Origin of the sequence: Pseudomonas sp. NBRC 100443 (assembly GCF_030268185.1) — a bacterium.
In the GTDB taxonomy this organism is placed as follows: Bacteria; Pseudomonadota; Gammaproteobacteria; order Pseudomonadales; family Pseudomonadaceae; genus Pseudomonas; species Pseudomonas citronellolis.
Genome location: NZ_BSQE01000011.1, coordinates 43921 through 66840, shown reverse-complemented (window position 1 = coordinate 66840; position 22920 = coordinate 43921). Strand labels below are relative to the sequence as shown.

The window sequence follows — 22920 nt, the reverse complement described above, 5'->3', positions numbered from 1 at the left end:
CAGCATGATTTCCCGTATTGACGCATCGCCCCGGGCCAGCAGGCTGGTCATCGCCGGCGACAGGATCGAGACCTCGGGCCTGGTGGCCAACGACAGCGCGGCGTGCATCGCCGGGCAGACCCGCGACGTGCTGGACCAGCTCGACACCCTGCTGGCCAAGGCCGGCGTCGGTCGCGAAGGGCTGCTGCGGGTGCAGATCTGGCTCGCCGACATGCAGGACTTCGCGGCCATGAACGAGGTCTACGACGCCTGGGTCGGCGGCGAGCTGCAGCCGGCCCGCGCCTGCGTCGGCGCGCAGTTGGCCAGCCCCGACTACCGCATCGAGATCCAGGCCTGGGCGCAACGCTGATGATCGCCCGTCTCCCCGCCGAACCCCTGCTCGCCAAGGTCTATCGCGCGTTCCTGGAGCGCTTGCGCGCCGCCGGCTTCCGCGGCGAGATCACCCCGGACCAGGCGACGCGCACGGTGCTCGCCACCGACAACTCCATCTACCAGCGCCTGCCGCAGGCGGCGGTGTTCCCGCTGGATACGGCGGATGTCGTCTGCCTGGCCGAGCTGGCCGGCCGCGCCGAGTTCCGCGAGGTGCTGCTGGCCCCGCGCGGCGGCGGCACCGGCACCAACGGCCAGTCGCTGACCGAGGGCATAGTCGTCGACCTGTCCCGGCACCTGACGCGGATCCTCGAGATCGACCCCGAGCAGCGCTGGGTGCGCGTGCAGGGCGGGGTGGTCAAGGACCAGCTCAACGCCGCGCTGCGCCCCCATGGGCTGTTCTTCGCCCCGGAGCTGTCGACCTCCAACCGCGCCACCCTCGGCGGCATGATCAACACCGACGCCAGCGGGCAGGGCAGCTGCACCTACGGCAAGACGCGCGACCACGTGCTGGAACTGCACAGCGTGCTGCTGGGCGGCGAAGTGCTGCACAGCGCGGCCATGGACGAACCGGCGCTGCAGGCGCAGATCGCCCGCGGCGACCGGCGCGCCGAGGTGCTGCGCTGCGCGCGCGACATCGCCGACAGCAAGGCCGAGCTGATCGCCGCCGGCTTTCCCAGGCTCAACCGCTGCCTGACCGGCTACGACCTGGCGCACCTGCGCGAGGCCGACGGGCGCTTCAACCTCAACAGCGTGCTGTGCGGTTCCGAAGGCACCCTGGGCTTCATCGTCGAAGCCAAGCTCAACGTGCTGCCGATCCCCCGTCATTCGGTGCTGGTCAACGTGCGCTACGCCAGCTTCATGAGCGCGCTGCGCGACGCCAAGGCGCTGATGGCGCTGCGGCCGCTGTCCATCGAGACGGTGGATTCCAAGGTGCTGCTGCTGGCCATGCGCGACATCGTCTGGCACGGCGTGGCCGAGTATTTCCCCGAGGATGCGGATACGCCGACCCTCGGCATCAACCTGATCGAATTCAGCGGCGACGACTGGCCCGAGCTGGAGCAGCGCGTCCACGCCTTCGTCGAGCACCTGCGCAGCGACACCTCCGTGCAGCGCCTGGGGCATACCCTGGCGATCGGCGACGAGGCGGTGAAGCGCGTCTACGCCATGCGCAAGCGCGCCGTCGGCCTGCTCGGCAACGTCGAGGGCCAGGCCCGGCCGCAGCCCTTCGTCGAGGACACGGCGGTGCCGCCGGAGCACCTGGCGGACTTCATCGCCGAGTTCCGCGCCCTGCTCGACGGCCACGGTCTGCAGTACGGCATGTTCGGCCACGTGGACGCCGGCGTGCTGCACGTGCGCCCGCTGCTGGACATGAAGGACGCGCGCCAGGCCGCGCTGATCCGCCCCATCTCCGATGGCGTGGCGGCCCTGACGCGCAAGTACGGCGGGTTGCTCTGGGGCGAGCACGGCAAGGGCCTGCGCTCGGAGTACGCGCCGGCCTACTTCGGCGAGCTGTACCCCGAGCTGCAGGCGCTGAAGGCGGCCTTCGACCCGTGGAACCAGCTCAACCCCGGGAAGATCGCCACACCGGCGAGCCTGCCGGAGGCACGGCTGACCGGCGTGGACGAGGTGACCCTGCGCGGCGAACTGGACCGCCGCATCGACGAGCGCGTCTGGCAGAGCTACGACACGGCCGTGCAGTGCAACGGCAACGGCGCCTGCTACAACTTCGACCCGGACGACGCCATGTGCCCGTCGTGGAAGGCCACCCGCGACCGCACGCAATCGCCCAAGGGGCGCGCCTCGCTGATCCGCGAGTGGCTGCGCCTGCAGGGTGAGCAGGGCGTCGACGTGCTGGCGCAGAGCGCGGCGATCCGCCGGGGCGGGCGGCCGCTGGCGCCGCTGTGGCGCTTGCGCAATGCCCTGGCCCGGCGCCTGGGCGAAAGCGACTTCTCCCACCAGGTGTACGACGCCATGGCCGGCTGCCTGGCGTGCAAGTCCTGCGCGGGGCAGTGCCCGGTGAAGGTCAACGTGCCGGAGTTCCGCTCGCGCTTCCTGGAGCTGTACCACGGCCGCTATGGGCGCCCGCTGAAGGACTACCTGATCGGCTCGCTGGAGTTCAGCATTCCCTTCTTCGCCCGCTTCCCGCGGCTGTACAACGCTTTGATGGACTTCGCCCCGGTGCGCCTGTTCCTCGCCCGGGTGGCCGGCATGGTCGACAGCCCGCTGCTCAGCCGCCTGGACTTCGACGCGGCCTGCGCGCGCTGGGACGTGCAACTGGCGACGCCCCGGCGCCTGGCCGGCCTGTCGGCGGCCGAACGCGGGCGCAGCGTGGTGTTCGTGCAGGACGCCTTCACCCGCTACTTCGAGACGGCGGTGGCCATCGACTGGATCGAGCTGGCCTCGCGCCTGGGCTACCGCGTGTACCTGGCGCCCTTCGCCGCCAACGGCAAGCCGCTGCACGTGCAGGGCTTCCTCGGCGCCTTCGAGAAGGCCGCGCGGCGCAATGGCGGGGCGCTGGCGGCGCTGGCCGCGTGCGGCGTGCCCCTGGTCGGCCTCGACCCGGCCATGACCCTGGTGTACCGCCAGGAGTACGCCAAGCTGCTGGGCGAGGACACGTCCCGCGTGCAACTCATCCAGGAATGGCTGTGCGACGTGCTGCCGGCGACGCAAGCGCCGACGGGGGCGGAGCGGCCCGGCTACCGGCTGCTGGCCCACTGCACCGAGAAGACCAACGCCCCGGCCAGCGTCGGCCAGTGGCAGCGGGTGTTCGAGCGGCTGGGGCTGGAACTCACGGTGCTGGCCACGGGTTGCTGCGGCATGTCCGGCACCTATGGGCACGAGACGCGCAACCTGCAGACCTCCAGGGCCATCTACGCGCAGTCCTGGGGACGGTTGATCGCGGAGCATGGCGTGGAGGCGAACCTGCTGGCCGACGGCTACTCGTGCCGCAGCCAGGTCAAGCGCATGGAAGGCAAGGCCCTGCCGCACCCGCTGCAGGCCCTGCTGGCGCACGTGCGCGGCCGGGCGGCCGGGCAGGGCGCGGGCATCAGCCGCTGCGCGACGCCCACCAGCACACCAGGGAACCCAGGGTCACCATCAGCGTGCCCTGCCAGAAGCTCAGGCCCAGGGCGGTGCTGAGGATCACCGAGCTGAAGGCCGAGGACAGCACCGGCGCGGTGTAGGAGGTGGCGGCCAGCATCATCAGGTTGCCGGTGCGCAGCGCCTGGTTCCAGGCCGCGTAGCCCAGGGCGATGACCAGCGCCGTGGCCACCAGCAGCCCGGCCCCGCCGAGGCCGGGCATGGCCAGGGACTCGTCGCTGAAGGCGTACTTGATCCAGAGCACCGCGCTGGCCATGGCGAAGAAGGGCACGGTGCCGTCCTTGGTCGGCGCCATGCGCTTGGAGATGCAGCAGTACAGGGCCCAGACGCAGGCGCAGCCGACGCCCAGCCCGTAGCTCAGGGGGTTCTGCACGGCGTTGCGGGCGATGCTCTGCACCGACAGGCCCTGGCCGCCGCTGAGGATCCAGCCCACCCCCAGCAGCGACAGCGCCATCCCCGGGATCAGCCAGAGGCTGGCCCGCTGCAGCCGCAGCAGCGCGGCCAGCAGGACGGTCAGGCAGGGCCACAGGTGGTTGAGCATGGCCACCTCGATGGCCTGGGCGCGGTTCTGGGCGAAGGCCAGCGCCAGGAACAGGGCGATCTCGTAGGTGACGAACAGGCTCCCGACCACCACCAGGTAGCGCAGGCTGAAGTGCCGCAGCGAAGGCCAGCCCAGCAGCAGGGCGAGGAAGAGCGTGGCCACCGTGTACATCAGCGCGGCGCCGCCGAGGGGGCCGAAGGCCTCGCTCATCAGGCGCATGAGCGAGGCCATGGTGCTCCAGAGCAGGATGGCGCCTATGCCCAGGAGGTTGCCTTTGGTTTGTTGCGACGCTGCGGCGGTGGTCATGCTGTGCCTTGATCGGAAAGCGGGAGGCGGGGCGTGGCTCGGCGGGCGCCGAGCCTGGCGTCAGGGGCCTTCCCTGGGATTGTGTGGGGGGAGCGGATGAGATGCGGGGTTGCCGTGCGCCTGCCGCCGGGGCGGCAGGGCGCTGCGAGCGGGCCGTTCAGTGGCCGGAATTTATCAGTTTTTCCACGTCGTGGCGGCGCTTGCGGAACGAGCAGGGCGTTTCGCCGAACTGCTTGCGGAACCAGAGGATGAAGTGCGAGGCGTCGGAGAAGCCGGTCAGGTAGGCGATCTGGGTGACGTGCAGCTCGGTGTTCATCAGCATCTTGCGCGCCTCGTCCAGGCGCAGCTTGCGCCAGTACTGGGCGGGCGACTCGTTGGTGCTGGACATGAAGGCACGGTGCAGCTGGCGCTCGTTGGTGCCGATGCTTTCCGCCACTTCGCGCAGCGAGGTGGGCGAGTCCATGTGGTTACGCATGTAGGCGATGGCGCGCTCCACCAGGGCGTTCTTGTAGACGTGCAGCTCGGTCACCGGGGCCTTGTCGTCGCTGGCCTGGCGCTGGATTTCCTCGTCGTCCACCAGCAGGTATTCCAGGCCCTTCTGCGCGCGGATCAGCCCGCAGTGGCGGCTGATCAGCTTGGCCGCCAGGTCGATGGCGGTGCCGCCGGGGCAGGTGATGATGCCGTCGTCGTCGACGTAGCTCTTGTCCACCAGCACTTCCGCTTCGGGGAAGCGCTGCATGAACTCCTCGCGGATGGTGAAGTGCACGGCGCAGCGGCGGCCGTCGAGCAGGCCGGCCTTGCCCAGCACAAAGGAGCCTGAGCACAGGCCGATGATCGGCGTCTTGGCCGCGCGCAGTTCGCGCAGCAGCTGCAGCAGGGATTCGGGCGGGTTGCGCGTCTCGCTCAGCAGGCCGCCGGCCAGCACCACGTAGTCGTACTGGTCGATGACGCTCAGCGGCTTGGTCGGGGAGATCGGCATGCCGCAGCTGGCGGTCACCGGCTGGTCGTCGCAGGTCATCCAGTCCCACTTGCAGAAGATCTGCTGGCTGCGGAAGGACTTGTCGGCGGCGAAGCGCAGCGAGTCCACCAGGCCGGCCACGGGCACCAGGGTGAACTGGTTCATCAGGATGAAGCCCACCCGCAGGTCGGGCTTCACCACCGGGGCTTCGGCGTCGTCGCCACCGGGTTCGTACACACTGGACATCTTCATTATTGTTGTCCTCTACCTCATGCCCTGGCGGCAGGGGCCGGGCGCTCCAGGTCGCATCGCCAGGGGCCGCGCCGCACGCGCGATGCCCTGCGATGGCTGCAGCTTAATCCCGGCCGGCTGTCTTAAATATAACAACGCTCTCGGAATCTATAAGATTTCGGCGCCCCCCGGGGGATTTCGGACAGCTGGCCGTGCCAGCGGGGCGTCCGGCGTGGCCGGTGAATCCAATCGCGGACAAGGTCCGCTCCGCATGAGCGAGCATGGCTTTTCGTAGGATGGTGTTGAGCGAAGCGATACCCATCACCACGACCGTATGGGTTTCGCCAAGGCTCAACCCATCCGTTGAGGCGCATCTCGGTGCAGCCGGCAAGACAGTTGCTCCTACGCCCGTGCTTCCTTGAACCGTAAGCGGGCCCTGCCCGCGAATCGCGCGCAGGGCGCGCTCCTACATGGGAATGGCGCGGGTGGGGCAGCGTAGGAGCGGATCTCATCCGCGAACCGCGCCGATATGTCCGGCCATCGCGGACAAGGTCCGCTACGGAGAAATACCGTGCTTCCCGGCTACCTGTAGGAGCGGGCCCTGCCCGCGAATCGCGCGCAGGGCGCGCTCCTACATGGGAATGGTGCGGGTGGGGCTGCGTAGCGGACTCCGTCCGCGATTCGGCGGATAACGCCATAGGCGTTATGCGCCCTACGGTGAAATACCCGAGCGCACCGGAACGCCCCTGTAGATCTGAGCGCAGGACCAAGAGCCGCAAACGAGCCATAGCCTCGGCCCCTATGAAAATCCCGTTCCCCCCAGCCAGAGAAACGGCATCCTTTCCCAAGCGAACGGCATTGACTCGGCAGCGGGCTTCTAGCATCTGTCCGTAACCTGATAGTGGCCGGCCGTCCCCTTCGGCAACATGTGTTCTAACCATCACATTCGCAGTGGGTGAATACACATGTACCGTGGCTTTTGGTATGCGCAGGCGCTGGATCGCGATTGTCACCTCGCCCCCTCGCTCAAGGGTAATGAGCAGGCCGACGTCTGCATCGTCGGCGGAGGTTTCCTCGGCCTGTGGTCGGCGATCCGCCTGAAGCAGGCGCACCCCGAGCGCCGGATCGTCATCGTCGAGCGCGACCGCTGCGGCTCCGGCGCCAGCGGCCGCAACGGCGGCATCGCCACCAACTGGTGGGCGAAGTACCTGTCGGTGATGAGCATCTGCGGCGAGAAGGAAGCGCGGCGCATCTGCGAGGCCGCCGAATCGGCCATCGACGAGATCGGCAGCTTCTGCCGCGAGCACGGCATCGACGCGCAGTACCGCAAGGACGGCTGGCTGTGGACCGCCAGCAACCAGCGCCAGGTGGACTCCTGGAAGGTGCTCACCGACAGCCTCGAACGCCATGGCGTCAACCCCTTCCGCAACCTCACCCGCGAGGAGGTGCGCCGGCGCACTGGTTCGGCGCGGATGATGGGCGGCATCTTCGACCCCAACGCCGCCACCGTGCAGCCGGCGATGCTGGCCCGCGGCCTGCGCCGGGTGGCCCTGGAGCTGGGCGTGGTGATCTACGAGAAGTCGCCGCTGACCACCCTGGAGCGCTCCGAGCAGCCGGTGGTGCATACCGCGCAGGGCAGCGTGCGGGCGAAGAAGGTGGTCGTCGCCATGAACGCCTGGGGCGCGCAGTTCCCCGAGCTGCGCCGGATGATCGCGGTCATGTCCAGCGACATGGTGGTCACCGCGCCGGTCAAGGAACGCCTGGATCAGATCGGCTTCAGCGGCGGCGAGTGCATCACCGACTCGCGCACCGTGCTCAACTACTACCGCAACACCCCCGACGGGCGCATCGTCTTCGGCAAGCCGCTGGGGCAGTTCGCTTTCGCCGGCAGGATCGGCGACCTCTACGAGCGCCCGACGCCGGCGGCGCAGAAGGTGGCTGCCGAGATGCGCAGCTTCTACCCGCAACTGAGCGACGTGCCCATCGTCAGTAGCTGGACCGGCCCGATCGACCGCGCCATGAAGGGTCTGCCGAACTTCGGCCAGCTGGGCGGCCACCCGAACATCGTGTTCGGCATCGGCTTCTCCGGCAATGGCGTCGGCACCACGGTGTTCGCCAGCCGGATCATCAAGTCGCTGGTGGAGGAGGCCAACGACGAGTGGGCCAACTGCGGCCTGGTCAACCAGAAGATGAAGCTGTTCCCGCCGGAGCCGTTCCGCTTCATCGGCGCCCACCTGGTGCGTGACGCGCTGGTGCGCAAGGAGTCCCTGGAGGACCGCAACCTGGACGCCAGCTTCCTGACCTCGCAGCTCGCCGCGCTGGCCCCCGCCGGCTACGTTCCCGCCCAGAAGAAATAGGAAAGCATTCCAATGAAGCATCGCATCGTCTTCCTCGACGACGAAGGCATCGGGCCCGACGTCCGCGTGCCGAAGCTGCCTTTCGAGCACACCTGGGTCAGCCACCGCTACACGCGCCCGGAACAGGTGGTGGAGCACCTGCGCGGCGCCAGCGTGGCGCTGACCTGCAGCGTGCCGCTGCGCGAGGAACACCTGGCCCAGTTGCCCGACCTGCGGATGATCTCCCTGGCGCTGACCGGCACCGATATCGTCGACCTGGACTACTGCCGGGCGCACGGCATCAAGGTCAGCAACGTGCCGGGCTACGCCACCTACTCGGTGGCCGAGCATGCCGTGGCGATGATGTTCGAGCTGTTCCGCAAGGTCTCCAGCTACAGCCGCCTGATGCAGCGGGTACGCAGCGGCGCCGCCGAGCCCAGGAACATCTACTTCGACTACCCGATCCGCGACCTGCGCGGCCGCGTGCTCGGCATCGTCGGCAACGGCCCCATCGGCAAGCGCGTGGCCGAGCTGGGCAGGGGCATCGGCATGCACGTGGTCTTCCATGACCGCGGCGGCCGCTACGCCGGGCCCAGCTACGTACCGCTGGACACGCTGCTGCAGCTCAGCGACGTGCTGATGATCAACTGCCCGCTGACCGACGAGACCCGCGACCTGGTCGGCGCCGCCGAGCTGGCGCGGATGAAGCCCGACGCGGTGATCGTCAACACCGGCCGCGGCGGCGTGGTCAACGAGGCCGCGCTGATCGAGGCGATGCTCGCCGGGCGCCTCGGCGGCGCCGCGCTGGACGTGCTGGTGGACGAGCCGGTGCAGCCGGACAACCCGATCCTGCAGTTGATCGAGCAGGACAACTTCATCCTCACGCCGCACGTGGCCTGGAGCAGCAACGATGCGATGCAGCGGCTGATCGACCAGAGCGTCGGCAACATCGCCGAGTTCGTCGCCTCGAGCGACGGCGCGCAACGGCTCGGGGTGCTCAAGTGAACACCGGCCCGGCCTGCCGCGCGGCGGGCTGAGCTTAACGATCTCCACTTGTGCTGCCCACCGGCAAAGGTGCGCAGCACTTTTTTATCAGATGCAACCTGACGTCCAACGACAATCAACGAGGTATGCAGATGAATCGTCCCCCGCTGGAACAGCTCGAAGGTGAGCTCTACGACGTCGTCGTCGTGGGCGCTGGCGCCGTGGGGTGCGCCGCGGCCCGGCAACTGGCCGGGCGCGGCTTCAGCACGCTGCTGGTCGACCGCGGCGACATCGGCGCCGGCACCTCGTCGCGCTCGAGCCGCATGCTCTACTCGGGCCTGGGCTACCTGGCCGCCCGCTACCCGCTGTGGCAGATGCCGTTCCGCCCACTCGACATGCTCCGGAAGCTGCGCTACACGCGCGATGTGATGCAGTGCCGGGCCGAGCTGGTGCGCGAGATGCCCGGCCACCTGACCCGCCACCGCTTCCACTATCCCTTCCGGCAAGGCGACCGCTACCCGACCTGGCTGGTGGACATGGGCTTCCGGCTGGTGGAGGCCCTGGGCGGCTGGAAGGTGCCCCTGGCCTACCGCCGCCTATCCCCTGCGCAGGCCGCCAGCGAGAGCGCCCTGGCGGCGGGGCTGGGCGGGACGCTGAAGGGCGTCGGCGTGTTCGAGGAATACATGTACGCGTGGCCGGAGCGCATCTGCGTGGACACCGCGCTGGACGCGGAGCGGCGGGGCGCGCGGATTCGCACCTATGCCGAGGTGGAGAACATAGCCCCGGCCGCGGAGGGCTGGGAGGTCACGCTGCGCGAGCGTGCCCCCGAATGCATCGGCCGGGCGCGGCTCAAGGCCCGCCTGGTGGTCAACGCAGCCGGGCCCTGGGTGGACCGCGTGCCCGGCGCGGGCGGCGATGCGGCCCGGCGCGTGCTGGGGATCAAGGGAGTGAACGTCATGGTCCGCCTGCCGGCCGCCTACCAGGGGCAGGGGCTGGAAGCGTTCTCCAGCAGGAACGAACCCTTCTACGTATTCCCCTGGCGGGACTACCACTTCATCGGTCCCACCGAAACCGTCTTCACCGACGACCCGGACGAGGTGCGCGTCCAGGATGCCGAGATCGACTACATCCTCGGCGAGGCCAACCGGCTGTTCCCCGACCTGAAGCTCGGCCGCGAGCACGTCCACCACTGCTGGTGCGGCGTGCGCCCGACTTCAAGCCTGGACGGCCGGACCACCAGCCTGCCTGTGCGCCTTTCCGAGGAGCCGCAACGGCCGGGCATCCTCACCCTGACCGGCTCGACCATCATGCTGCACCGGCACGCCGCCAGGCTGGTCGCCAAGGCGGTGGAGGCGCGCCTGGGCAAGCGCGGCAGGGCGCCCAAGGGCCTGCTGGCCGGCAAGGCCATCGACCTCGCCGACCTCGACAGGATCATCGCCGGCGAGCACGTGGTGCGCCTTGCCGACCTCATCCGCCGCCGCCTGCGCAATGGCCTCGACCCCGACCTGGGACGGGGCAGGGCGGAGGAGCTCTCGCGGATCGCTGCTACGAGGCTCGGCTGGTCCGAGGCCCGTCGTCAGGAAGAGCTGTGCCATTTCGAGCAGGACACCGCCCAGGTATACCGCCAACTCTGGGGCGATACCCCAATTGGTCTCCCTCCTGCTGGGGATTTCAGCTTGTCTGGGACGACATGACGGTTGTCCCGAAATGAAAATCCCCCCATCCAGGGGGAGCAGAGTCTGGATGGGGGAGGTCTTGTAGACCCGCTGTGGCTGGTTATCGGGCCCGAAGGGCCGCGGTGGCCACGACGTCGATCTTCAGCGTCGCGGGGTCGATGACCACGCCGTAGCGCAATTTCGACGATTCGATGCTGATGTATTCGTCCAGCACGCCTTCCAGCACGTCGTTAGCCGGGCGCTGGTGCGGGTTGCCCCAGCCGCCACCAGTGCTTTCGCACATGAATACATCATGACCGGCGAGGGCTATAGCGTTCATGGGTAGCGGTGCCGAGCACGCTGCAGAGGAGCATCGAGAGAGGCTGCGGGACGCCGAATGCGGAAGTTCCTGGCGGGCAGCCTGAGGCTCCACCAGGGAGACACGGATGCAGGTCTAAGACACCGGCTTTGCCAACATGACTAGCCGGTGCCGAAAGTGTGGAAGCCTTAGCGGACGTCGGCGAAACGGCCGCGAAAGTCGACAGTGCCGGGCTCGCGAACAGGGCCTTGCCCATTGAGCGAAACCTCTCAGGAGGAATGAGCCATGACTCGGGAGGGCCTGCGGCGTAGTGGATGTTTCGTGCAGAATGCGCCAGCGGAAGCGATGGACCGCCTGGAAAGTCCACGGCCAAGTTGCTGTTTGCCTTCAAAACGCTTTTTGCCGCAAAGCTCGGGCACGCGGTCCGGCCGGGTCCCCGGTGGAGCCAAAGGCTCCACCGGGTGAGGGCTTAGCTGCGCCCGCCTCCATGGCTGTGCTGCCCGCCCTTGCGGCCGGCTTCGGAGGCTTTCTCACGGTCGTTGGCGAAGTTGCCGCCGCTTTGCTGACCGCCTTTCTTCCCTGCCTCGGAGGCTTTTTCGCGATCGTTGGCGAAGTTGCCGGGGTTGGTGTTTTTGGAAGTCATGAAAGTGCTCCTCGGATGCATCGCATCCATTGGGTGGGCCGCCAGTCGGCCCACACAGTTACTGGGAAGGCATCGCCGGACAATGGTTCGAAGAAGTTTCGCCAGTGGTTGAAGCACCGTCGGATCAGGCGCCGGAAGGCGTCCGCGAGGGGCTTCGTAGGATGGTGTTGAGCGAAGCGATACCCATCCTACGAAGAGCGCCTCGGTGCGGGGGCAAAACCGTACCTCCCTGGAATTGTAGGAGGCCCTGCCCGCGATTCGCGCGCAGGGCGCGCTCCTATCAGGGGAATGGCGCGGGTGGGGTTGCGTAGGAGCGAGCATGGCTTTTCGTAGGATGGTGTTGAGCGAAGCGATACCCATCGGCGCAACCGCATGGGTTTCGCAAGCTCAACACCATCCTGTTCCTCCGCGGCGTCCTTGGCGCGGTAGGCCGGTCGGCGAGCGCGGCTGAACCTTGGCCCGGAGCGCCGGTCAGCCGGAGACCACGCACCACGGAGGAACACGACCATGGCGCAGCCCCCGCGCTTTCGCATCCATTACGAGCTCGAAGGCCAGCCCTGCTCCCACGAGGTGGATGCCCCCAGCGGCAACCTGACTCCCGACCAGGCGCGCTTCCAGCTGGAAAGCCTGCATTCGGACAGCAACCCGGCGGACATCACCGAGCTGCGCATCGTCCCGCTGACGCCCTGCGAGGGCGAGCCCGGCCCCGGCGACGGCTGGCAGGCCGGCGCCCTGGATGGCGTGGCCTGAGGCTGGCGCGTGATGAAACCTTGCAAGCCGCCCCGGGCAGGGGGCCATCGGCATGAAGTCCGCCCTGTTGTGCCTGCTCAGGGGCTGCGAGTGGGAAGGCCGGGAGGTGCTGGAAGTGGGCCGCGAGCGCCTGCTGCACCAGTGCTGCCGGCGCTGCGGCGCGCACCGTTACGCCGCCGCGGCCGAGCTGCCCCGAGCCCCTGGCTGCTGGTCGAGGGCGATCGGCCGCTCGCGGGGGCGCCGGCGATGGCTCATTCGCCCTGCGCCAGCGGCAGTTCGGCGAGGCTCTCCAGGTAGGCGCCGAAACCGCCGTGGGCGCGGTAGTCGCGGCGGGCGCTGGTGGTCACGCAGGTCTGGTGCGTCCAGACGATGCGCGCGCCGCAGCGTTCCAGGTCGCGCACCAGGTGCACGTCCTCGTCGGTCGGTAGCGGGCGGAAGCCGCCGGCGCGGCGATAGGCGAGGGCGCAGATGCCCAGGTTGGCGCCGTGCACGTGGCGGTGGCCCTCGCGGGACTGGTAGTGGCGCAGGTAGCGCGCCTGCACCTCGGGGGCATGGGCCGACCAGTCGTCCAGGCGCACCGTGCCGCACACCGCCTCGGCATCGAAGGCCAGCTGGCGCGCCAGCCAGTCGGGGCCGACGCGGCTGTCGGCGTCGGTGCAGGCCAGCCAGCGCGCGCCCAGGCCCAGCAGGTGCTGGGCGCCGGCGCGGCGGGCCTGGCCGACGTTGCGCGCGCTCACCGGCAGCACCGCCACACTCAGCTCGGCGGCGATGGCCGCGCTGCCGTCGGTGCAGCTGTCGAGCACTGCCAGCACGGTTACCGGCTCGCCGTTCAGGGCCGGGTGGCGCGCCGCTTCCAGCAGTGACAACAGGCAGCCACGCAGGCGCTGTTCCTCGTTGTGCGCCGGCACCAGCACGCCGATCACGGGGCGGCCCCGGCGTTGCCGTCGAACCACAGCTCCAGGCGGAAGTCCGGTTCCAGGTGGCAGACCCGCGCCGTCATGCCCATGGCCTCGGCGAGCAGGGCATGGACGGCGTCGCCGGCCAGTTCGCAGCCCTGGATCGGATGGCGCCAGTGGCAGGCCGCCAGCGCGGCGCCGCGCTCCAGGCTGGCGGCGGCGCGTTCGCAGGCCAGGCGCCAGGACTCCGCATCGAGGTAGTAGCCCAGCTCGCTGAGCACCACCAGGTCGAAACGGCCGGCGGGCCAGTCCTGGGGCAGGCCGCCCTGGCGCACGCGGGCGTGCTCGCAACTGGCCAGGCGCTGGCGTGCCAGGCTCACGGCGGTGGCGCTGGGGTCGCTGCACAGCAGTTCGTCGCAGCGCTGGGCCAGTTCGATGCTCAGTTCGCCGTTGGCGCAGGCCGGCTCGAAGCCGCGGGCGAAGCGCGGGCGCGGCAGGCAGGCCAGCAGCAGCGCGCGCTTGCGCCGTTCGTACCAGCGGGTGCGGAAGGCCCAGGGGTCGGGATCGTCGGCGTACAGCGCCTCGAAATGGCTGGCGGGCAGGCTCACAGGAAGTACACCTCGAAGGGTTGGCTGAGGGTTTCCAGCAGGTGCGGGCCGAGGATGGGGCCGGCGCCGCGGGTGGGGTCCGCTTGCAGCTGGCTGGCGTGGGCGGCGATGGCCCGGCGCTTGCACTCCCGGGCGCGTGCGTCCAGGTCCAGGCGCCGGGCCCGCGCCCAGGGCAGGCGCGGGTCGCCGGGGGCGGCCCAGTGCCAGGCCCAGATCGGCACTTCGCAATGGCGCGCACCGGAAGTAGCGGCTGCCGCCGCGCAGGCCAGGCCGACCTGCTCGTGGTCCGGGTGGCCGTCGCGGCGCCAGGTGCTGAGCAGCCTGTCGCCGGGGCGCAGCAGGCCGCGCAGGGCGCTATCGAGGGTGGCCGCGTCGACCTGGCCGTCGGCCATGCCCAGGCGCCGCCAGCGCAGGCGCGGCAGGTCCAGGCCGAGGCGGGCGAGGGCCTCGCGGCTCTCCTGCGGGCGCACTTCGCGCAGGCGTTCGCGCGTCCAGCGGGACGAGCCGGGGTGGCTGGCCTCGCCATCGGTGACCGACACCAGCAGCAGCTCGCCGGCCCAGTCGCCCTGGCTGGCGAGCAGGCCGCCGCAGCCGAGCACCTCGTCGTCGGGGTGCGGCGCCACCAGCACCAGGCGCCCGTCGCCCAGCAGCGTCTGCGGGGTGATCCGCGGCAAGCGCTGCAGCGCCCGGCAGGCGCGCCAGGCCTGCGGGTCGGTGCCGGCGCCGGCCGCGGCTATCGGGTCCTGCGCCGCGCTCATAGCGCCCAGGCCTCGGCGGCCTGGGCGGCCAGGCGCAGGCCGAGGAAGGCCAGGTCGCGCTCGCCGTGGCTCTGGCGCAGGAATACCGGCAGGTCGGCGGCCAACTGGGCGAAATGCTGGTCGCGGCAGAAGGGCGTGGCGCCCAGGGCGCGGCCGACGTGCCATTGCACCGCCTCCACGGCACCCTCGACCTGGGCCCGCACGCGCCGGGCGCAGAGTTCGGCGCAGGCGTCGGGGTTGTCGTCGATCCAGCCGGCGCATTCGCGCAGCGCGCCGGCGGCGCCGGCCAGGGCGGCGTCCACCGCGCCCAGGTGGGCCATGGCGTGCGGGTCGTCGGTGTGGCCGTGGTGCAGGTAGCTGGCCAGGCGGCTGGCCGCGCCGTACCAGCAGGCGGCGATGCCCGCCGCGCCGTGCCAGAAGCCGGGGCGTTCCAGGTAGGCCAGCGGCCCGCCCACGCAACGCGCCCCGGCTGCCTCGAAGCTGACCTCGACGCTGGCGGTGGCGGCCATGCCCACCGCGTTCCAGCCGCCCTCGGCGACCTGCACGCCCGGCTGCTTCAGGCTCACCGCCACCAGTTGCGGGCGCTGGTTCTCATCCCGGACGCTGAGCAGCGCCTGGTTCACCTGGGCGGCGCCGGAGCACCAGGGCTTGACCCCGCTGATGCGCACCTCGTCGCCCCGGCGCGCCTCGATGCGTACCCGCTGGCTTGGCGGGTCGGCGGCCCACACCGCCCAGACGCCGGGGCGCCGCGGCACTTCGGGGGCCAGCTCGGCGAGGATCGCCAGGGCATCGGTGTGGCCTTCGTACAGCTTGAGCAGCGACAGGTCGGCGCCGGCCACCGTGGCCAGCGCCTGCCAGCGCTGCAGGGTGTGGCCGCCGCCGGGGCGGGGCAACTGGTCGAGGCCGGCGGCGCACAGCTCGCGCAGGCGCCGGCCCAGCGTGTCGGGCTGGCGGCTGAGGTCGCGGGGGAGTTCGAAGTCGGCGAGGGCCTGCAGCAGGCCGGTGGGCAGGTCGTGGGACATGGCGGCTCCGGCGAAGGTCGTTTCCCAGCCGACTGCCGGGCAAGGCCTGAGGTTCAAACCAAGCGCCGAACGCGCCGCCGGCCTACCGCCGGGGAAAAAAGCCTGAACTCCGCCGCCGCGCCCGCCCCCAACCAAGAGCCAGCGCGCCCATGGGCGCCGCCCACCTGATCAGGAGATGGACAGATGACGCAGAACAAAGAGTCCGGCAAGCAGAGCCAACTGGCGGGGACCCAGACCACCGACCGCGGCAACGGCAACGAGAAGCTGGAGCAGTTGGAGCGCTACCGCGAGGACGCCACCGGGCAGGCCCTGACCACCAATACCGGCACGCGCATCGCCGACAACCAGAACAGCCTCCGCGCCGGCCCGCGCGGCCCCTCGCTGCTCGAAGACTTCATCCTGCGCGAGAAGATCACCCACTTCGACCACGAGCGCATCCCCGAGCGCGTGGTGCATGCCCGCGGCTCGGCGGCCCACGGCTATTTCGAGGCCTACGAGGACTGCAGCGCGCTGACCAAGGCGGCGTTCCTGGGCAAGGCCGGCAAGCGCACCCCGGTGTTCGTGCGCTTCTCCACCGTGCAGGGCCCGCGCGGCTCGGCCGACACCGTGCGCGACGTGCGCGGCTTCGCGGTGAAGTTCTACACCGAGGAGGGCAACTTCGATCTGGTGGGCAACAACATGCCGGTGTTCTTCATCCAGGACGCGATCAAGTTCCCCGACTTCGTCCACGCGGTGAAGCCCGAGCCGCACAACGAAATCCCCACCGGCGCCTCGGCCCACGACACCTTCTGGGACTTCGTCTCGCTGCAGCCGGAGTCGGCGCACATGGTCATGTGGCTGATGTCCGACCGCGCCATCCCCATCGCCTTCCGCAACATGCAGGGCTTCGGCGTGCATACCTTCCGCCTGGTCAACGCCAACGGCGAGAGCCACCTGGTGAAGTTCCACTGGCGGCCGAAGTCCGGCACCTGCTCGCTGGTCTGGGACGAGGCGCAGAAGCTCGCCGGCAAGGACCCGGACTTCAACCGCCGCACGCTCTGGGAGGACATCGAGAAGGGCGACTACCCGGAATGGGAGCTGGGCGTGCAGGTGATCGCCGAGGACGATCAGGACAAGTTCGACTTCGACCTGCTCGACGCCACCAAGCTGGTGCCCGAGGAACAGGTGCCGGTGCAGCTGCTCGGGCGCATGGTGCTGGACCGCAACCCGGACAACTTCTTCGCCGAGACCGAGCAGGTGGCCTTCCACGTCGGCCACATAGTGCCGGGCATCGATTTCAGCAACGACCCGCTGCTGCAGGGCCGGCTGTTCTCCTACACCGACACCCAGCTGCTGCGCCTGGGCGGGCCGAACTTCAACCAGATCCCGATCAACCAGCCGCTGTGCCCGTTCCACAACAACCAGCGCGACGCCTACCACCAGCACAGCCTGCACCGCGGGCGGGCTTCCTACGAGCCCAACTCCATCGACGCCGGCTGGCCCCGGGAAACCCCGCCGGCGGCGCGCCAGGGCGGCTTCGTCAGCTACCACGAGCCGATGACCGGCAGCAAGGTGCGCGAGCGCGCGGCGTCCTTCGCCGACCACTTCAGCCAGGCCGCGCTGTTCTGGCACAGCCTGAGCGAGGCCGAGCAGAATCACGTGGTGGCCGCTTACGCCTTCGAGCTGGGCAAGGTGGAGCGCCAGGCGATCCGCGAGCGCGAGATCAACGAGGTGCTGGTGAACATCGACGCCCAGCTGGCCGCGCGGGTGGCCGCGCAGATCGGCGTGCAGGTCACGGCGAAGGCCCCGCAGCGCCCGGCGCCGCAGCCATCGCCGGCGCTCAGCCAGGTGAACCTGCTGGCCGGCGACATCCGTTCGCGCAAAGTGGCGATCCTGGTGGCCGACGGCGCCAGCGAAAGCGAGATAGGCGACATGCTCCAGGCCCTGGGCGCGGAGGGCGCCAGCGCCAAGCTGATCGGCCCCACGGCGGCGCCGGTCAAGACCGACAGCGGCACCAGCCTGGCGCCCCAGGGCACCTGGGACGGCCTGCCCTCGGTGGCCTTCGACGCGGTCTACGTGCCGGGCGGGGTGGCGGTCACGCTTGGCGGGGACGGCCGTGGTCTGCATTACCTGCTGGAGGCCTACAAGCACCTCAAGCCGCTGGCCTTCAGCGGCGATGCGCAGGCGTTGCCGGGGCAACTGGGGCTGCAGCCGGACGATGGCCTGGTGATGGGGGCGGCGGCGCGGGATGTGTTCGGCGGGTTGAAGAACGCATTGCTGCAGCATCGTATCTGGGCGAGGGAGGCGCAGGTGGGGGCGGTACCGGCGTGACGTGGGGACGCTCCTACGGCCAGAAGGCACGGACGTAGGAGCAACTGTCTTGCCGGTTGTGGTGATGGGTATCGCTTCGCTCAACGCCATCCTACGGGTTGTGTTTGCCGGGGGCGTAGGAGCGGACTTTGTCCGCGATTAGACTCACCGAGCGCACCGGACACCCCGATGGCACGGACAGCCCCCTCTCCCTCTGGGAGAGGGCTGGGGTGAGGGCAACGGACTTCGCCCACACACCGTTGCCAACCCTGACTCCACATTCGTCTGGCCGCACCCATCGCGGACTGGCCGCCACCGCACTGAACTCGCCGTCCGCTGCGCCAGTCCACTGCCAGAGAAGCTCCGGAGGCGGTGATGAAAAGACGCTACAGCCTGCTCCTGTCGAGCGTCCTGGCGATCCTGGCGTTGCTGCTGGTCGCGCATATCGCGTTGCCCTACGTGATCCGCGACTACCTCAACGGCAAGCTCGACCGCATGGGCGACTACCACGGCCAGCTCGCCGACGTCGATCTCGCGCTGTGGCGCGGGGCCTACCGGATCAATGGCCTGAAGATCGTCAAGGTCAACGGCAAGGTGCCGGTGCCGCTGCTGGACGCGCCGGTGATCGACCTTTCGGTGAGCTGGCACGCGCTCTGGTACGACCACGGCATCGTGGCGCGGGTGGTGTTCCTGCGGCCGCAGCTGAACTTCGTCGACGGCGGCGACCGCCAGGACTCCCAGAGCGGCGCCGGCACCGACTGGCGCGAGCAGCTGGACAAGCTGCTGCCCATCACCCTGGACGAGGTGCGCATCGACGACGGCCGCATCCACTTCCGCAACTACCGCTCCAGGCCGCCGGTGCACCTTACCGCCAGCGCGGTGCAGGCGAGCCTGTACAACCTGACCAACGTGAGGGACGAGAAGGGCGAGCGGGTGGCCCGCTTCGAAGGTCACGCCCAGCTGTTCGGCCAGGCGCCGCTGGAAGTGCAGGCGTCCTTCGACCCCTTCGCCAACTTCGAGGACTTCGAGCTGCGCCTGCGCGCCAGCGACGTGGAGCTGCGGCGGGTGAACGACTTCGCCGCGGCCTACGGCAAGTTCGACTTCAACCAGGGCCACGGCACCCTGGTGATCGAGGCCAGGGCGGACGAGGGCCGGCTCAGCGGCTACATCAAGCCGCTGCTGCGCGACGTCGACGTGTTCAACTGGCAGCAGGACGTGGAGGAGAAGGACAAGGGCCTGTTCCGCTCCATCTGGGAGGCGCTGGTGGGCGGCGGCGAGACGCTGCTGAAGAACCAGCGCAAGGACCAGTTCGCGACCCGCGTCGAGCTCAGCGGCAACATCCATGACCGGGACGTCAGCGCGTTCCAGGCCTTCCTCGGCATCCTGCGCAACGCCTTCATCCAGGCGTTCAGCGCGCGCTACGAGCGTTCCGCGCCCGAGGACTGAGGCGCCCGCTCAATGGCTGGTGGAGCCCTGGCCGCCGTTCTGCGCCGGCGGGCGGGCGAAATGGCGTTCCTGGCCGCGCGGGGCATCGCCCGGCGCCTCGACGTTGCGCAGCTCGCGGACCGGGAAGGCGAAGTCGACGCCCAGCGCCTGCACCCCGGCCAGCAGCCCCAGGTTGATCTGCTGCTGCACGTCCATGTAACGGTTGTAGTCGGCCGTCTGCATGATGTAGACGACCTCGTAGAGCAGGCGGCTCTCGTCGAAGCAAAGGAAGTGGGCGCGGTCGAACTTCGCCTCGCGCTGGGCGTCGATGATTTCCTTCACCAGCTCCGCCACCGCCTTGGCCTGCTCGGCCGAGGTCCGATAGCTGATGCCGAACTGGAAGACGATGCGCCGGGTGTTCATCCGCTTGTAGTTATGCAGCGTCTGCTTGAGCAGCTCGGTGTTCGAGCAGACGATCTGCTCGCCGCTGAGGCTGCGGATGCGCGTGGTCTTCAGGCCGATGTGCTCGATGGTGCCGGCCACGTCGCCGAACACCACGAAGTCGCCGATCTCGAAGGGCTTGTCGAAGCCGATCGAGAGGGACGCGAACACGTCGCTGAGGATGGTCTGCACGGCCAGCGCCACGGCGATGCCGCCCACACCCAGGCTGGCGATCAGCGCGGTGATGTCGACGCCCAGGTTGGCCAGGATGGACAGCAGCATCACGGCCCAGACGACGATCAGGATCACCACCGAGAGGAGGGTCGCCATCACCGGGTTGCGGATGCCGCCGAAGCGCGAGCGGGCCAGCTCGCCGGTCCACAGGCGCACGCAGGCGTCGAGCCACAGGGCCACCTGCAGCGCCAGGATGACGAACCAGCCATGGGTCAGCGCCGCCTCCCAGTTGCCCGGCAGGGCAACCAGCTTGAGGGCCAGCATCAGCGAGAAGGCGAATAGCAGCAGGTTGCTGGTCCTGTTGGCGATCGCCGAGGCATAGCGGGCCCACTGGCTGGTCCTGGCCGCCAGGCGCTTTCTCAGGGAGCCGATGAGCAGGTGCAGCAGCCCGGCGACCACGAAGGCGGCGGCCACCACCAGCAGCAGGCGGCCGAGGAAGGCGAGGTCGAGCCAGGAATTCAGCGACGCCATGGTGTTCCCCCTTATCGATGCGTATGAGTAGTTTTGGTCGGGGCGAGGCGGCAGAAGTTCAGGAAAACGGCGAAGCTCGCGCTGCCGCCGGCGAGTTCTTCTGAACTCTCGGCCGCGGCGCTTTTCCACCGAGGGCGACACCAGAGGCTTTGGGGGCTCGGCCCCGGGAGAGAACGTGATGAGCGAGAAGAACACCATCGTGCAGAAACCCCGCCCTGGCCCCGTGGCCGAACATGACGACCCGCCGAAGGCGCCGGTGCGCGAGCGCAAGGGCGAGCCGCGCCGGCCCGGCCCGGTCATCGAGACGCCCGAGGAGGACGGCAGCGAGGGTTGCGTGCAGAAGCCCCCGGCCTCGACGGCGGAGTATTCGCCGGAGGACATCGACATCCAGGGGATCGGTGATGAGAAGCGCCCGGGCTGAGCGGCCGGGGCAGAGTGCGAAGGCGGCCGCGCCGGAGGCCAACGAGGCGCCCCCGGCCGCGGCTGGCGCCGAGCGGGAAAAGCCCGGCGGGCTGTCGTTTTCCCGCTTCGCCCAGTGGCTGTCGCTATGGGCCGGGCGCCCGCCGACCTTCGCCGTGGCCTGCGCGCTGCTGGTGGTCTGGGCCGTCAGCGGGCCCTTCTTCCACTTCAACGACACCTGGCAACTGGTGATCAACACCTCGACCACCATCGTCACCTTCCTCATGGTGTTCCTCATCCAGAACACCCAGAACCGCGACACCGACGCCCTGCACATCAAGATCGACGAGTTGCTGCGCACCACCCACGCGGCCCACGACGCCCTGATGGGGCTGGACGAACTGGACGCCGAGCAGCTGCAGAAGCTGCGCGACACCTACCAGCGCATGGGCGAGAGCGCCGGCGCCGGGGAAACGCCCCAGCGCGTGGCCGACCAGGAGCAGGCCGAAGGCGACGCGCCGCCGCCGCGCTGATCCATGCGGAACACTTCGCAGCCGCTCATTTGCCGCTCTCGGGAATGATGGAGATCTTGCCGTTCTTCTCCAGGATGGCGAAGCGGATCTGCTCCATGCGCTCCAGGCCCTGGGTCTGGCGCGCGGCGAGGAGGATGTCTTCCTCGCGCAGGCGCGCCTCGGCCAGGCGCGCGCGCAAGGGCCGGCCGTACTCGACGATGAGCGTCGGCGAGCCCTCGATCAGCCGGTCCACCGCCGGGTGGCGCAGCTTGAGCAGCGACAGGCCGACGTCGATGACGATCAGCGTGACTATCACCAGCGCCGCATTGATCAGCGAGAAGTCGTTGCCCAGCAGGGCCTGCTGGGTGGCCTCGCCGATGATCATCAACAGCAGCAGGTCGAAGGTAGTGATGTCCGCCAGCGACCGCCTGCCGGCGATGCGGAAGAGGATCAGCAACAGCAGGTAGATGGCCGCGGCGCGCAGGACCGACTCCATGGGGCACCTCCTCAGGGGTAGATGAGCTGGTTGAATTCCAGGGCCTGGCCGGCGCCTTCCACCCGGTAGTCGAGCAGGCCCGGCGCGTCGGGCAGCAAGGTCAGGAACAGGTGCCACTCGCCGCGCTCGTCGTGCCGCCCGTGGATGGCCAGCCCGCCGCGCCAGCTGTCGCCGCGCTGCATCGGCTGCAGGCTCTGCACGCTCTGGCGGGCGAGGAAGTCGCCGCCCAGGCGCAGCTCGGCCGGGCTGCCCGGGGCGCCCCGCAGGCGCACGTGCAGGTTGTGGCTGGCGCCGATGCGGCCGAAGCGCTCGTACTCCACCTGCAGCCGGCCATCCTGGCTGGCCAGCTGGCGCGAGCTCAGCGGGCCGCTGGCGAACAGGCCGCTCAAGGCCACCAGCACTATGCCCAGCAGGACGGCCAGCCCCAGGCGCTCCAGGCGCCAGGCCCGGCGCTGGCCGGCCATGTGCTCGGCGACCGGGTGGCTGCGTTCGCTGAACTCCTCCGCGGGCTCGGCTGGGAGGGGGCGGGGATGCTCTGTCATGGCGGGTACCTTCGCTTGGCCGCTCTTTGCTGCGACTGCGGCGGCGCCGCTTGGTGCCGGCCAGCTTACCGGCGGCCGCGCTGGGCATTTTGCAGCGCCTGGCGGGGCCGCCAGCGCATTCTGCTGATGTCGTCCTGCCATGACCCTGTGCGCGGGCGCTCTGCGCCGGGGCCTGGATCGTCGCGCGGGTGGGCGTGGTTCTTGCTCGCCAGGAAGTCGGACCATTCACCGACGGAGACGAGCCATGAGCGAAACGAACAAGGTGGTGCTGCTGCTCGCCGAGCAGGCCGACCAGTTGTGGCGCCTGGAGCAACTGCTGCTGGACCGCGGCTATGCGGTGCTCGGCGCCGGCGATGCGGAACAGGCGCTGGAACACCTGTCGTCCCCGGTGGTGATCGACCTGATGCTGGTGGACGAGCCTTTCGCCGGGCCGCTCACCGGCGCCGCGCTGATCGAGTCCTGCCTGCCGCTGCGCCCGCTGATGCGGGTGCTGGTGCTGACGCAGAACCCTGAGCGCTCCGCGCTGCACGCCCGGGCCTACCCCGTGCTGCTCAAGCCGGTGGGCCTGGAGGAACTGGGCCTGGCGATCGGCGTGGCGCTGTGCAGCCCGCCGGTGCAGCCCTGGCTGTGACG

21 protein-coding genes and 2 pseudogenes are annotated in these 22920 nt (G+C 69.6%); 12 read left to right on the top strand and 11 right to left on the bottom strand.

Annotated elements, in window-relative coordinates; genetic code table 11:
- Nucleotides 1-4 precede the first annotated feature (4 nt).
- Nucleotides 5-349 carry a RidA family protein gene (locus QSJ95_RS16130; RefSeq protein ID WP_285643698.1) on the top strand — a complete coding sequence of 115 codons (345 nt, stop codon included), beginning with the start codon at nucleotides 5-7 and terminating at the stop codon, nucleotides 347-349.
- Entirely contained in the window at nucleotides 349-3510 is a 3162-nt protein-coding gene (ydiJ, locus tag QSJ95_RS16125) for a D-2-hydroxyglutarate dehydrogenase YdiJ (protein ID WP_285643696.1), read from the top strand. The genes QSJ95_RS16130 and ydiJ overlap by 1 nt, the downstream gene beginning before the upstream one ends.
- Here ydiJ and yddG read toward each other — a convergent pair.
- On the bottom strand, nucleotides 3419-4318 hold the full coding sequence (gene yddG, locus QSJ95_RS16120) for an aromatic amino acid DMT transporter YddG (RefSeq protein WP_009619759.1): 900 nt from the start codon (nucleotides 4316-4318) through the stop codon (nucleotides 3419-3421). The genes ydiJ and yddG overlap by 92 nt on opposite strands.
- 157 nt (nucleotides 4319-4475) lie before the next feature.
- A complete protein-coding gene (locus tag QSJ95_RS16115) occupies nucleotides 4476-5528 on the bottom strand; it encodes a GlxA family transcriptional regulator (RefSeq protein WP_009619760.1) in 1053 nt (350 codons plus the stop codon).
- 944 nt (nucleotides 5529-6472) lie between these two features.
- On the opposite strand from QSJ95_RS16115, the gene QSJ95_RS16110 reads away from it, so the two are divergent.
- From QSJ95_RS16110 to QSJ95_RS16100, 3 genes are all read left to right on the top strand, one after another.
- On the top strand, nucleotides 6473-7864 hold the full coding sequence (locus QSJ95_RS16110) for an NAD(P)/FAD-dependent oxidoreductase (protein ID WP_069865568.1): 1392 nt from the start codon (nucleotides 6473-6475) through the stop codon (nucleotides 7862-7864).
- A 12-nt stretch (nucleotides 7865-7876) separates the two neighbouring features.
- Nucleotides 7877-8848, top strand: coding sequence for a D-2-hydroxyacid dehydrogenase (locus tag QSJ95_RS16105; protein WP_043266498.1), 972 nt, complete (start codon nucleotides 7877-7879; stop codon nucleotides 8846-8848).
- A gap of 131 nt (nucleotides 8849-8979) precedes the next feature.
- Nucleotides 8980-10521, top strand: coding sequence for an FAD-dependent oxidoreductase (locus QSJ95_RS16100; RefSeq protein ID WP_083280432.1), 1542 nt, complete (start codon nucleotides 8980-8982; stop codon nucleotides 10519-10521).
- Between the two features lie 82 nt (nucleotides 10522-10603).
- Here QSJ95_RS16100 and QSJ95_RS16095 read toward each other — a convergent pair whose 3' ends face one another.
- On the bottom strand, nucleotides 10604-10786 hold the full coding sequence (locus tag QSJ95_RS16095) for a hypothetical protein (RefSeq protein ID WP_064583393.1): 183 nt from the start codon (nucleotides 10784-10786) through the stop codon (nucleotides 10604-10606).
- Nucleotides 10787-11270: 484 nt separating this feature from the next.
- Nucleotides 11271-11420 (bottom strand): annotated as a pseudogene (locus tag QSJ95_RS16090) (con-10 family general stress protein); the annotation flags it as partial.
- Nucleotides 11421-11951: 531 nt separating this feature from the next.
- On the opposite strand from QSJ95_RS16090, the gene QSJ95_RS16085 reads away from it, so the two are divergent.
- Together QSJ95_RS16085 and QSJ95_RS16080 are read left to right on the top strand one after the other, a co-directional pair.
- Nucleotides 11952-12194, top strand: a complete 243-nt coding sequence (locus QSJ95_RS16085; RefSeq protein WP_009619767.1) for a hypothetical protein — start codon at nucleotides 11952-11954, stop codon at nucleotides 12192-12194.
- A 52-nt stretch (nucleotides 12195-12246) separates the two neighbouring features.
- A pseudogene (locus tag QSJ95_RS16080) lies at nucleotides 12247-12354 on the top strand (PSPA7_2676 family Cys-rich small protein); the annotation flags it as partial.
- Between the two features lie 91 nt (nucleotides 12355-12445).
- On the opposite strand, the gene QSJ95_RS16075 reads toward QSJ95_RS16080, so the two are convergent.
- From QSJ95_RS16075 to QSJ95_RS16060, 4 genes are read right to left on the bottom strand one after another with little or no spacing between them, the layout of a single operon-like run.
- Nucleotides 12446-13117 (bottom strand): glycosyltransferase family 2 protein, encoded by a 672-nt coding sequence (locus tag QSJ95_RS16075; RefSeq protein WP_285643688.1) that lies wholly within the window; start codon nucleotides 13115-13117, stop codon nucleotides 12446-12448.
- Entirely contained in the window at nucleotides 13114-13698 is a 585-nt protein-coding gene (locus QSJ95_RS16070) for a methyltransferase domain-containing protein (RefSeq protein WP_285643687.1), read from the bottom strand. Before QSJ95_RS16070 ends, QSJ95_RS16075 begins: the two co-directional genes overlap by 4 nt.
- Entirely contained in the window at nucleotides 13695-14456 is a 762-nt protein-coding gene (locus QSJ95_RS16065) for a PIG-L deacetylase family protein (RefSeq protein ID WP_285643685.1), read from the bottom strand. The genes QSJ95_RS16070 and QSJ95_RS16065 overlap by 4 nt, the downstream gene beginning before the upstream one ends.
- A complete protein-coding gene (locus QSJ95_RS16060; RefSeq protein WP_043266486.1) occupies nucleotides 14453-15478 on the bottom strand; it encodes an acyl-CoA dehydrogenase family protein in 1026 nt (341 codons plus the stop codon). The genes QSJ95_RS16065 and QSJ95_RS16060 overlap by 4 nt, the downstream gene beginning before the upstream one ends.
- A 183-nt stretch (nucleotides 15479-15661) precedes the next feature.
- On the opposite strand from QSJ95_RS16060, the gene katE reads away from it, so the two are divergent.
- On the top strand, nucleotides 15662-17788 hold the full coding sequence (gene katE / locus QSJ95_RS16055; RefSeq protein WP_285643681.1) for a catalase HPII: 2127 nt from the start codon (nucleotides 15662-15664) through the stop codon (nucleotides 17786-17788).
- A 354-nt stretch (nucleotides 17789-18142) separates the two neighbouring features.
- A complete protein-coding gene (locus QSJ95_RS16050) occupies nucleotides 18143-19213 on the top strand; it encodes a DUF748 domain-containing protein (RefSeq protein ID WP_285643679.1) in 1071 nt (356 codons plus the stop codon).
- Between the two features lie 9 nt (nucleotides 19214-19222).
- On the opposite strand, the gene QSJ95_RS16045 is transcribed toward QSJ95_RS16050, so the two are convergent.
- Nucleotides 19223-20338 (bottom strand): mechanosensitive ion channel family protein, encoded by a 1116-nt coding sequence (locus QSJ95_RS16045; protein ID WP_043266481.1) that lies wholly within the window; start codon nucleotides 20336-20338, stop codon nucleotides 19223-19225.
- Nucleotides 20339-20516: 178 nt separating this feature from the next.
- Between QSJ95_RS16045 and QSJ95_RS16040 the strand changes: the two genes are divergently transcribed.
- Together QSJ95_RS16040 and QSJ95_RS16035 are read left to right on the top strand one after the other, a co-directional pair.
- Entirely contained in the window at nucleotides 20517-20759 is a 243-nt protein-coding gene (locus QSJ95_RS16040) for a hypothetical protein (RefSeq protein WP_043266479.1), read from the top strand.
- A 91-nt stretch (nucleotides 20760-20850) separates the two neighbouring features.
- A complete protein-coding gene (locus tag QSJ95_RS16035) occupies nucleotides 20851-21270 on the top strand; it encodes a low affinity iron permease family protein (protein ID WP_285643915.1) in 420 nt (139 codons plus the stop codon).
- A gap of 25 nt (nucleotides 21271-21295) precedes the next feature.
- On the opposite strand, the gene QSJ95_RS16030 is transcribed toward QSJ95_RS16035, so the two are convergent.
- Both QSJ95_RS16030 and QSJ95_RS16025 read right to left on the bottom strand, forming a co-directional pair.
- Nucleotides 21296-21745 carry a DUF421 domain-containing protein gene (locus tag QSJ95_RS16030; protein ID WP_009619789.1) on the bottom strand — a complete coding sequence of 150 codons (450 nt, stop codon included), beginning with the start codon at nucleotides 21743-21745 and terminating at the stop codon, nucleotides 21296-21298.
- A gap of 11 nt (nucleotides 21746-21756) precedes the next feature.
- Nucleotides 21757-22287, bottom strand: a complete 531-nt coding sequence (locus QSJ95_RS16025) for a hypothetical protein (protein WP_043266477.1) — start codon at nucleotides 22285-22287, stop codon at nucleotides 21757-21759.
- 244 nt (nucleotides 22288-22531) lie between these two features.
- Here QSJ95_RS16025 and QSJ95_RS16020 point away from each other — a divergent pair, with 244 nt between their 5' ends.
- A complete protein-coding gene (locus QSJ95_RS16020) occupies nucleotides 22532-22918 on the top strand; it encodes a response regulator (RefSeq protein WP_058489358.1) in 387 nt (128 codons plus the stop codon).
- Nucleotides 22919-22920 lie beyond the last annotated feature (2 nt).

Bases quoted from the DNA above. Each gene is read 5' to 3' on its own strand.
- QSJ95_RS16130 (WP_285643698.1), top strand. From the start codon at position 5: ATGATTTCCCGTATTGACGCATCGCCCCGGGCCAGCAGGCTGGTCATC.
- QSJ95_RS16115 (WP_009619760.1), bottom strand. From the start codon at position 5,528: ATGAAGATGTCCAGTGTGTACGAACCCGGTGGCGACGACGCCGAAGCC.
- QSJ95_RS16085 (WP_009619767.1), top strand. From the start codon at position 11,952: ATGGCGCAGCCCCCGCGCTTTCGCATCCATTACGAGCTCGAAGGCCAG.
- QSJ95_RS16030 (WP_009619789.1), bottom strand. From the start codon at position 21,745: ATGGAGTCGGTCCTGCGCGCCGCGGCCATCTACCTGCTGTTGCTGATC.
- QSJ95_RS16040 (WP_043266479.1), top strand. From the start codon at position 20,517: ATGAGCGAGAAGAACACCATCGTGCAGAAACCCCGCCCTGGCCCCGTG.
- QSJ95_RS16045 (WP_043266481.1), bottom strand. From the start codon at position 20,338: ATGGCGTCGCTGAATTCCTGGCTCGACCTCGCCTTCCTCGGCCGCCTG.
- QSJ95_RS16100 (WP_083280432.1), top strand. From the start codon at position 8,980: ATGAATCGTCCCCCGCTGGAACAGCTCGAAGGTGAGCTCTACGACGTC.
- QSJ95_RS16105 (WP_043266498.1), top strand. From the start codon at position 7,877: ATGAAGCATCGCATCGTCTTCCTCGACGACGAAGGCATCGGGCCCGAC.
- QSJ95_RS16065 (WP_285643685.1), bottom strand. From the start codon at position 14,456: ATGAGCGCGGCGCAGGACCCGATAGCCGCGGCCGGCGCCGGCACCGAC.
- QSJ95_RS16050 (WP_285643679.1), top strand. From the start codon at position 18,143: ATGAAAAGACGCTACAGCCTGCTCCTGTCGAGCGTCCTGGCGATCCTG.
- QSJ95_RS16025 (WP_043266477.1), bottom strand. From the start codon at position 22,287: ATGACAGAGCATCCCCGCCCCCTCCCAGCCGAGCCCGCGGAGGAGTTC.
- QSJ95_RS16095 (WP_064583393.1), bottom strand. From the start codon at position 10,786: ATGTGCGAAAGCACTGGTGGCGGCTGGGGCAACCCGCACCAGCGCCCG.
- QSJ95_RS16110 (WP_069865568.1), top strand. From the start codon at position 6,473: ATGTACCGTGGCTTTTGGTATGCGCAGGCGCTGGATCGCGATTGTCAC.
- ydiJ (WP_285643696.1), top strand. From the start codon at position 349: ATGATCGCCCGTCTCCCCGCCGAACCCCTGCTCGCCAAGGTCTATCGC.
- QSJ95_RS16020 (WP_058489358.1), top strand. From the start codon at position 22,532: ATGAGCGAAACGAACAAGGTGGTGCTGCTGCTCGCCGAGCAGGCCGAC.
- yddG (WP_009619759.1), bottom strand. From the start codon at position 4,318: ATGACCACCGCCGCAGCGTCGCAACAAACCAAAGGCAACCTCCTGGGC.
- QSJ95_RS16060 (WP_043266486.1), bottom strand. From the start codon at position 15,478: ATGTCCCACGACCTGCCCACCGGCCTGCTGCAGGCCCTCGCCGACTTC.
- katE (WP_285643681.1), top strand. From the start codon at position 15,662: ATGACGCAGAACAAAGAGTCCGGCAAGCAGAGCCAACTGGCGGGGACC.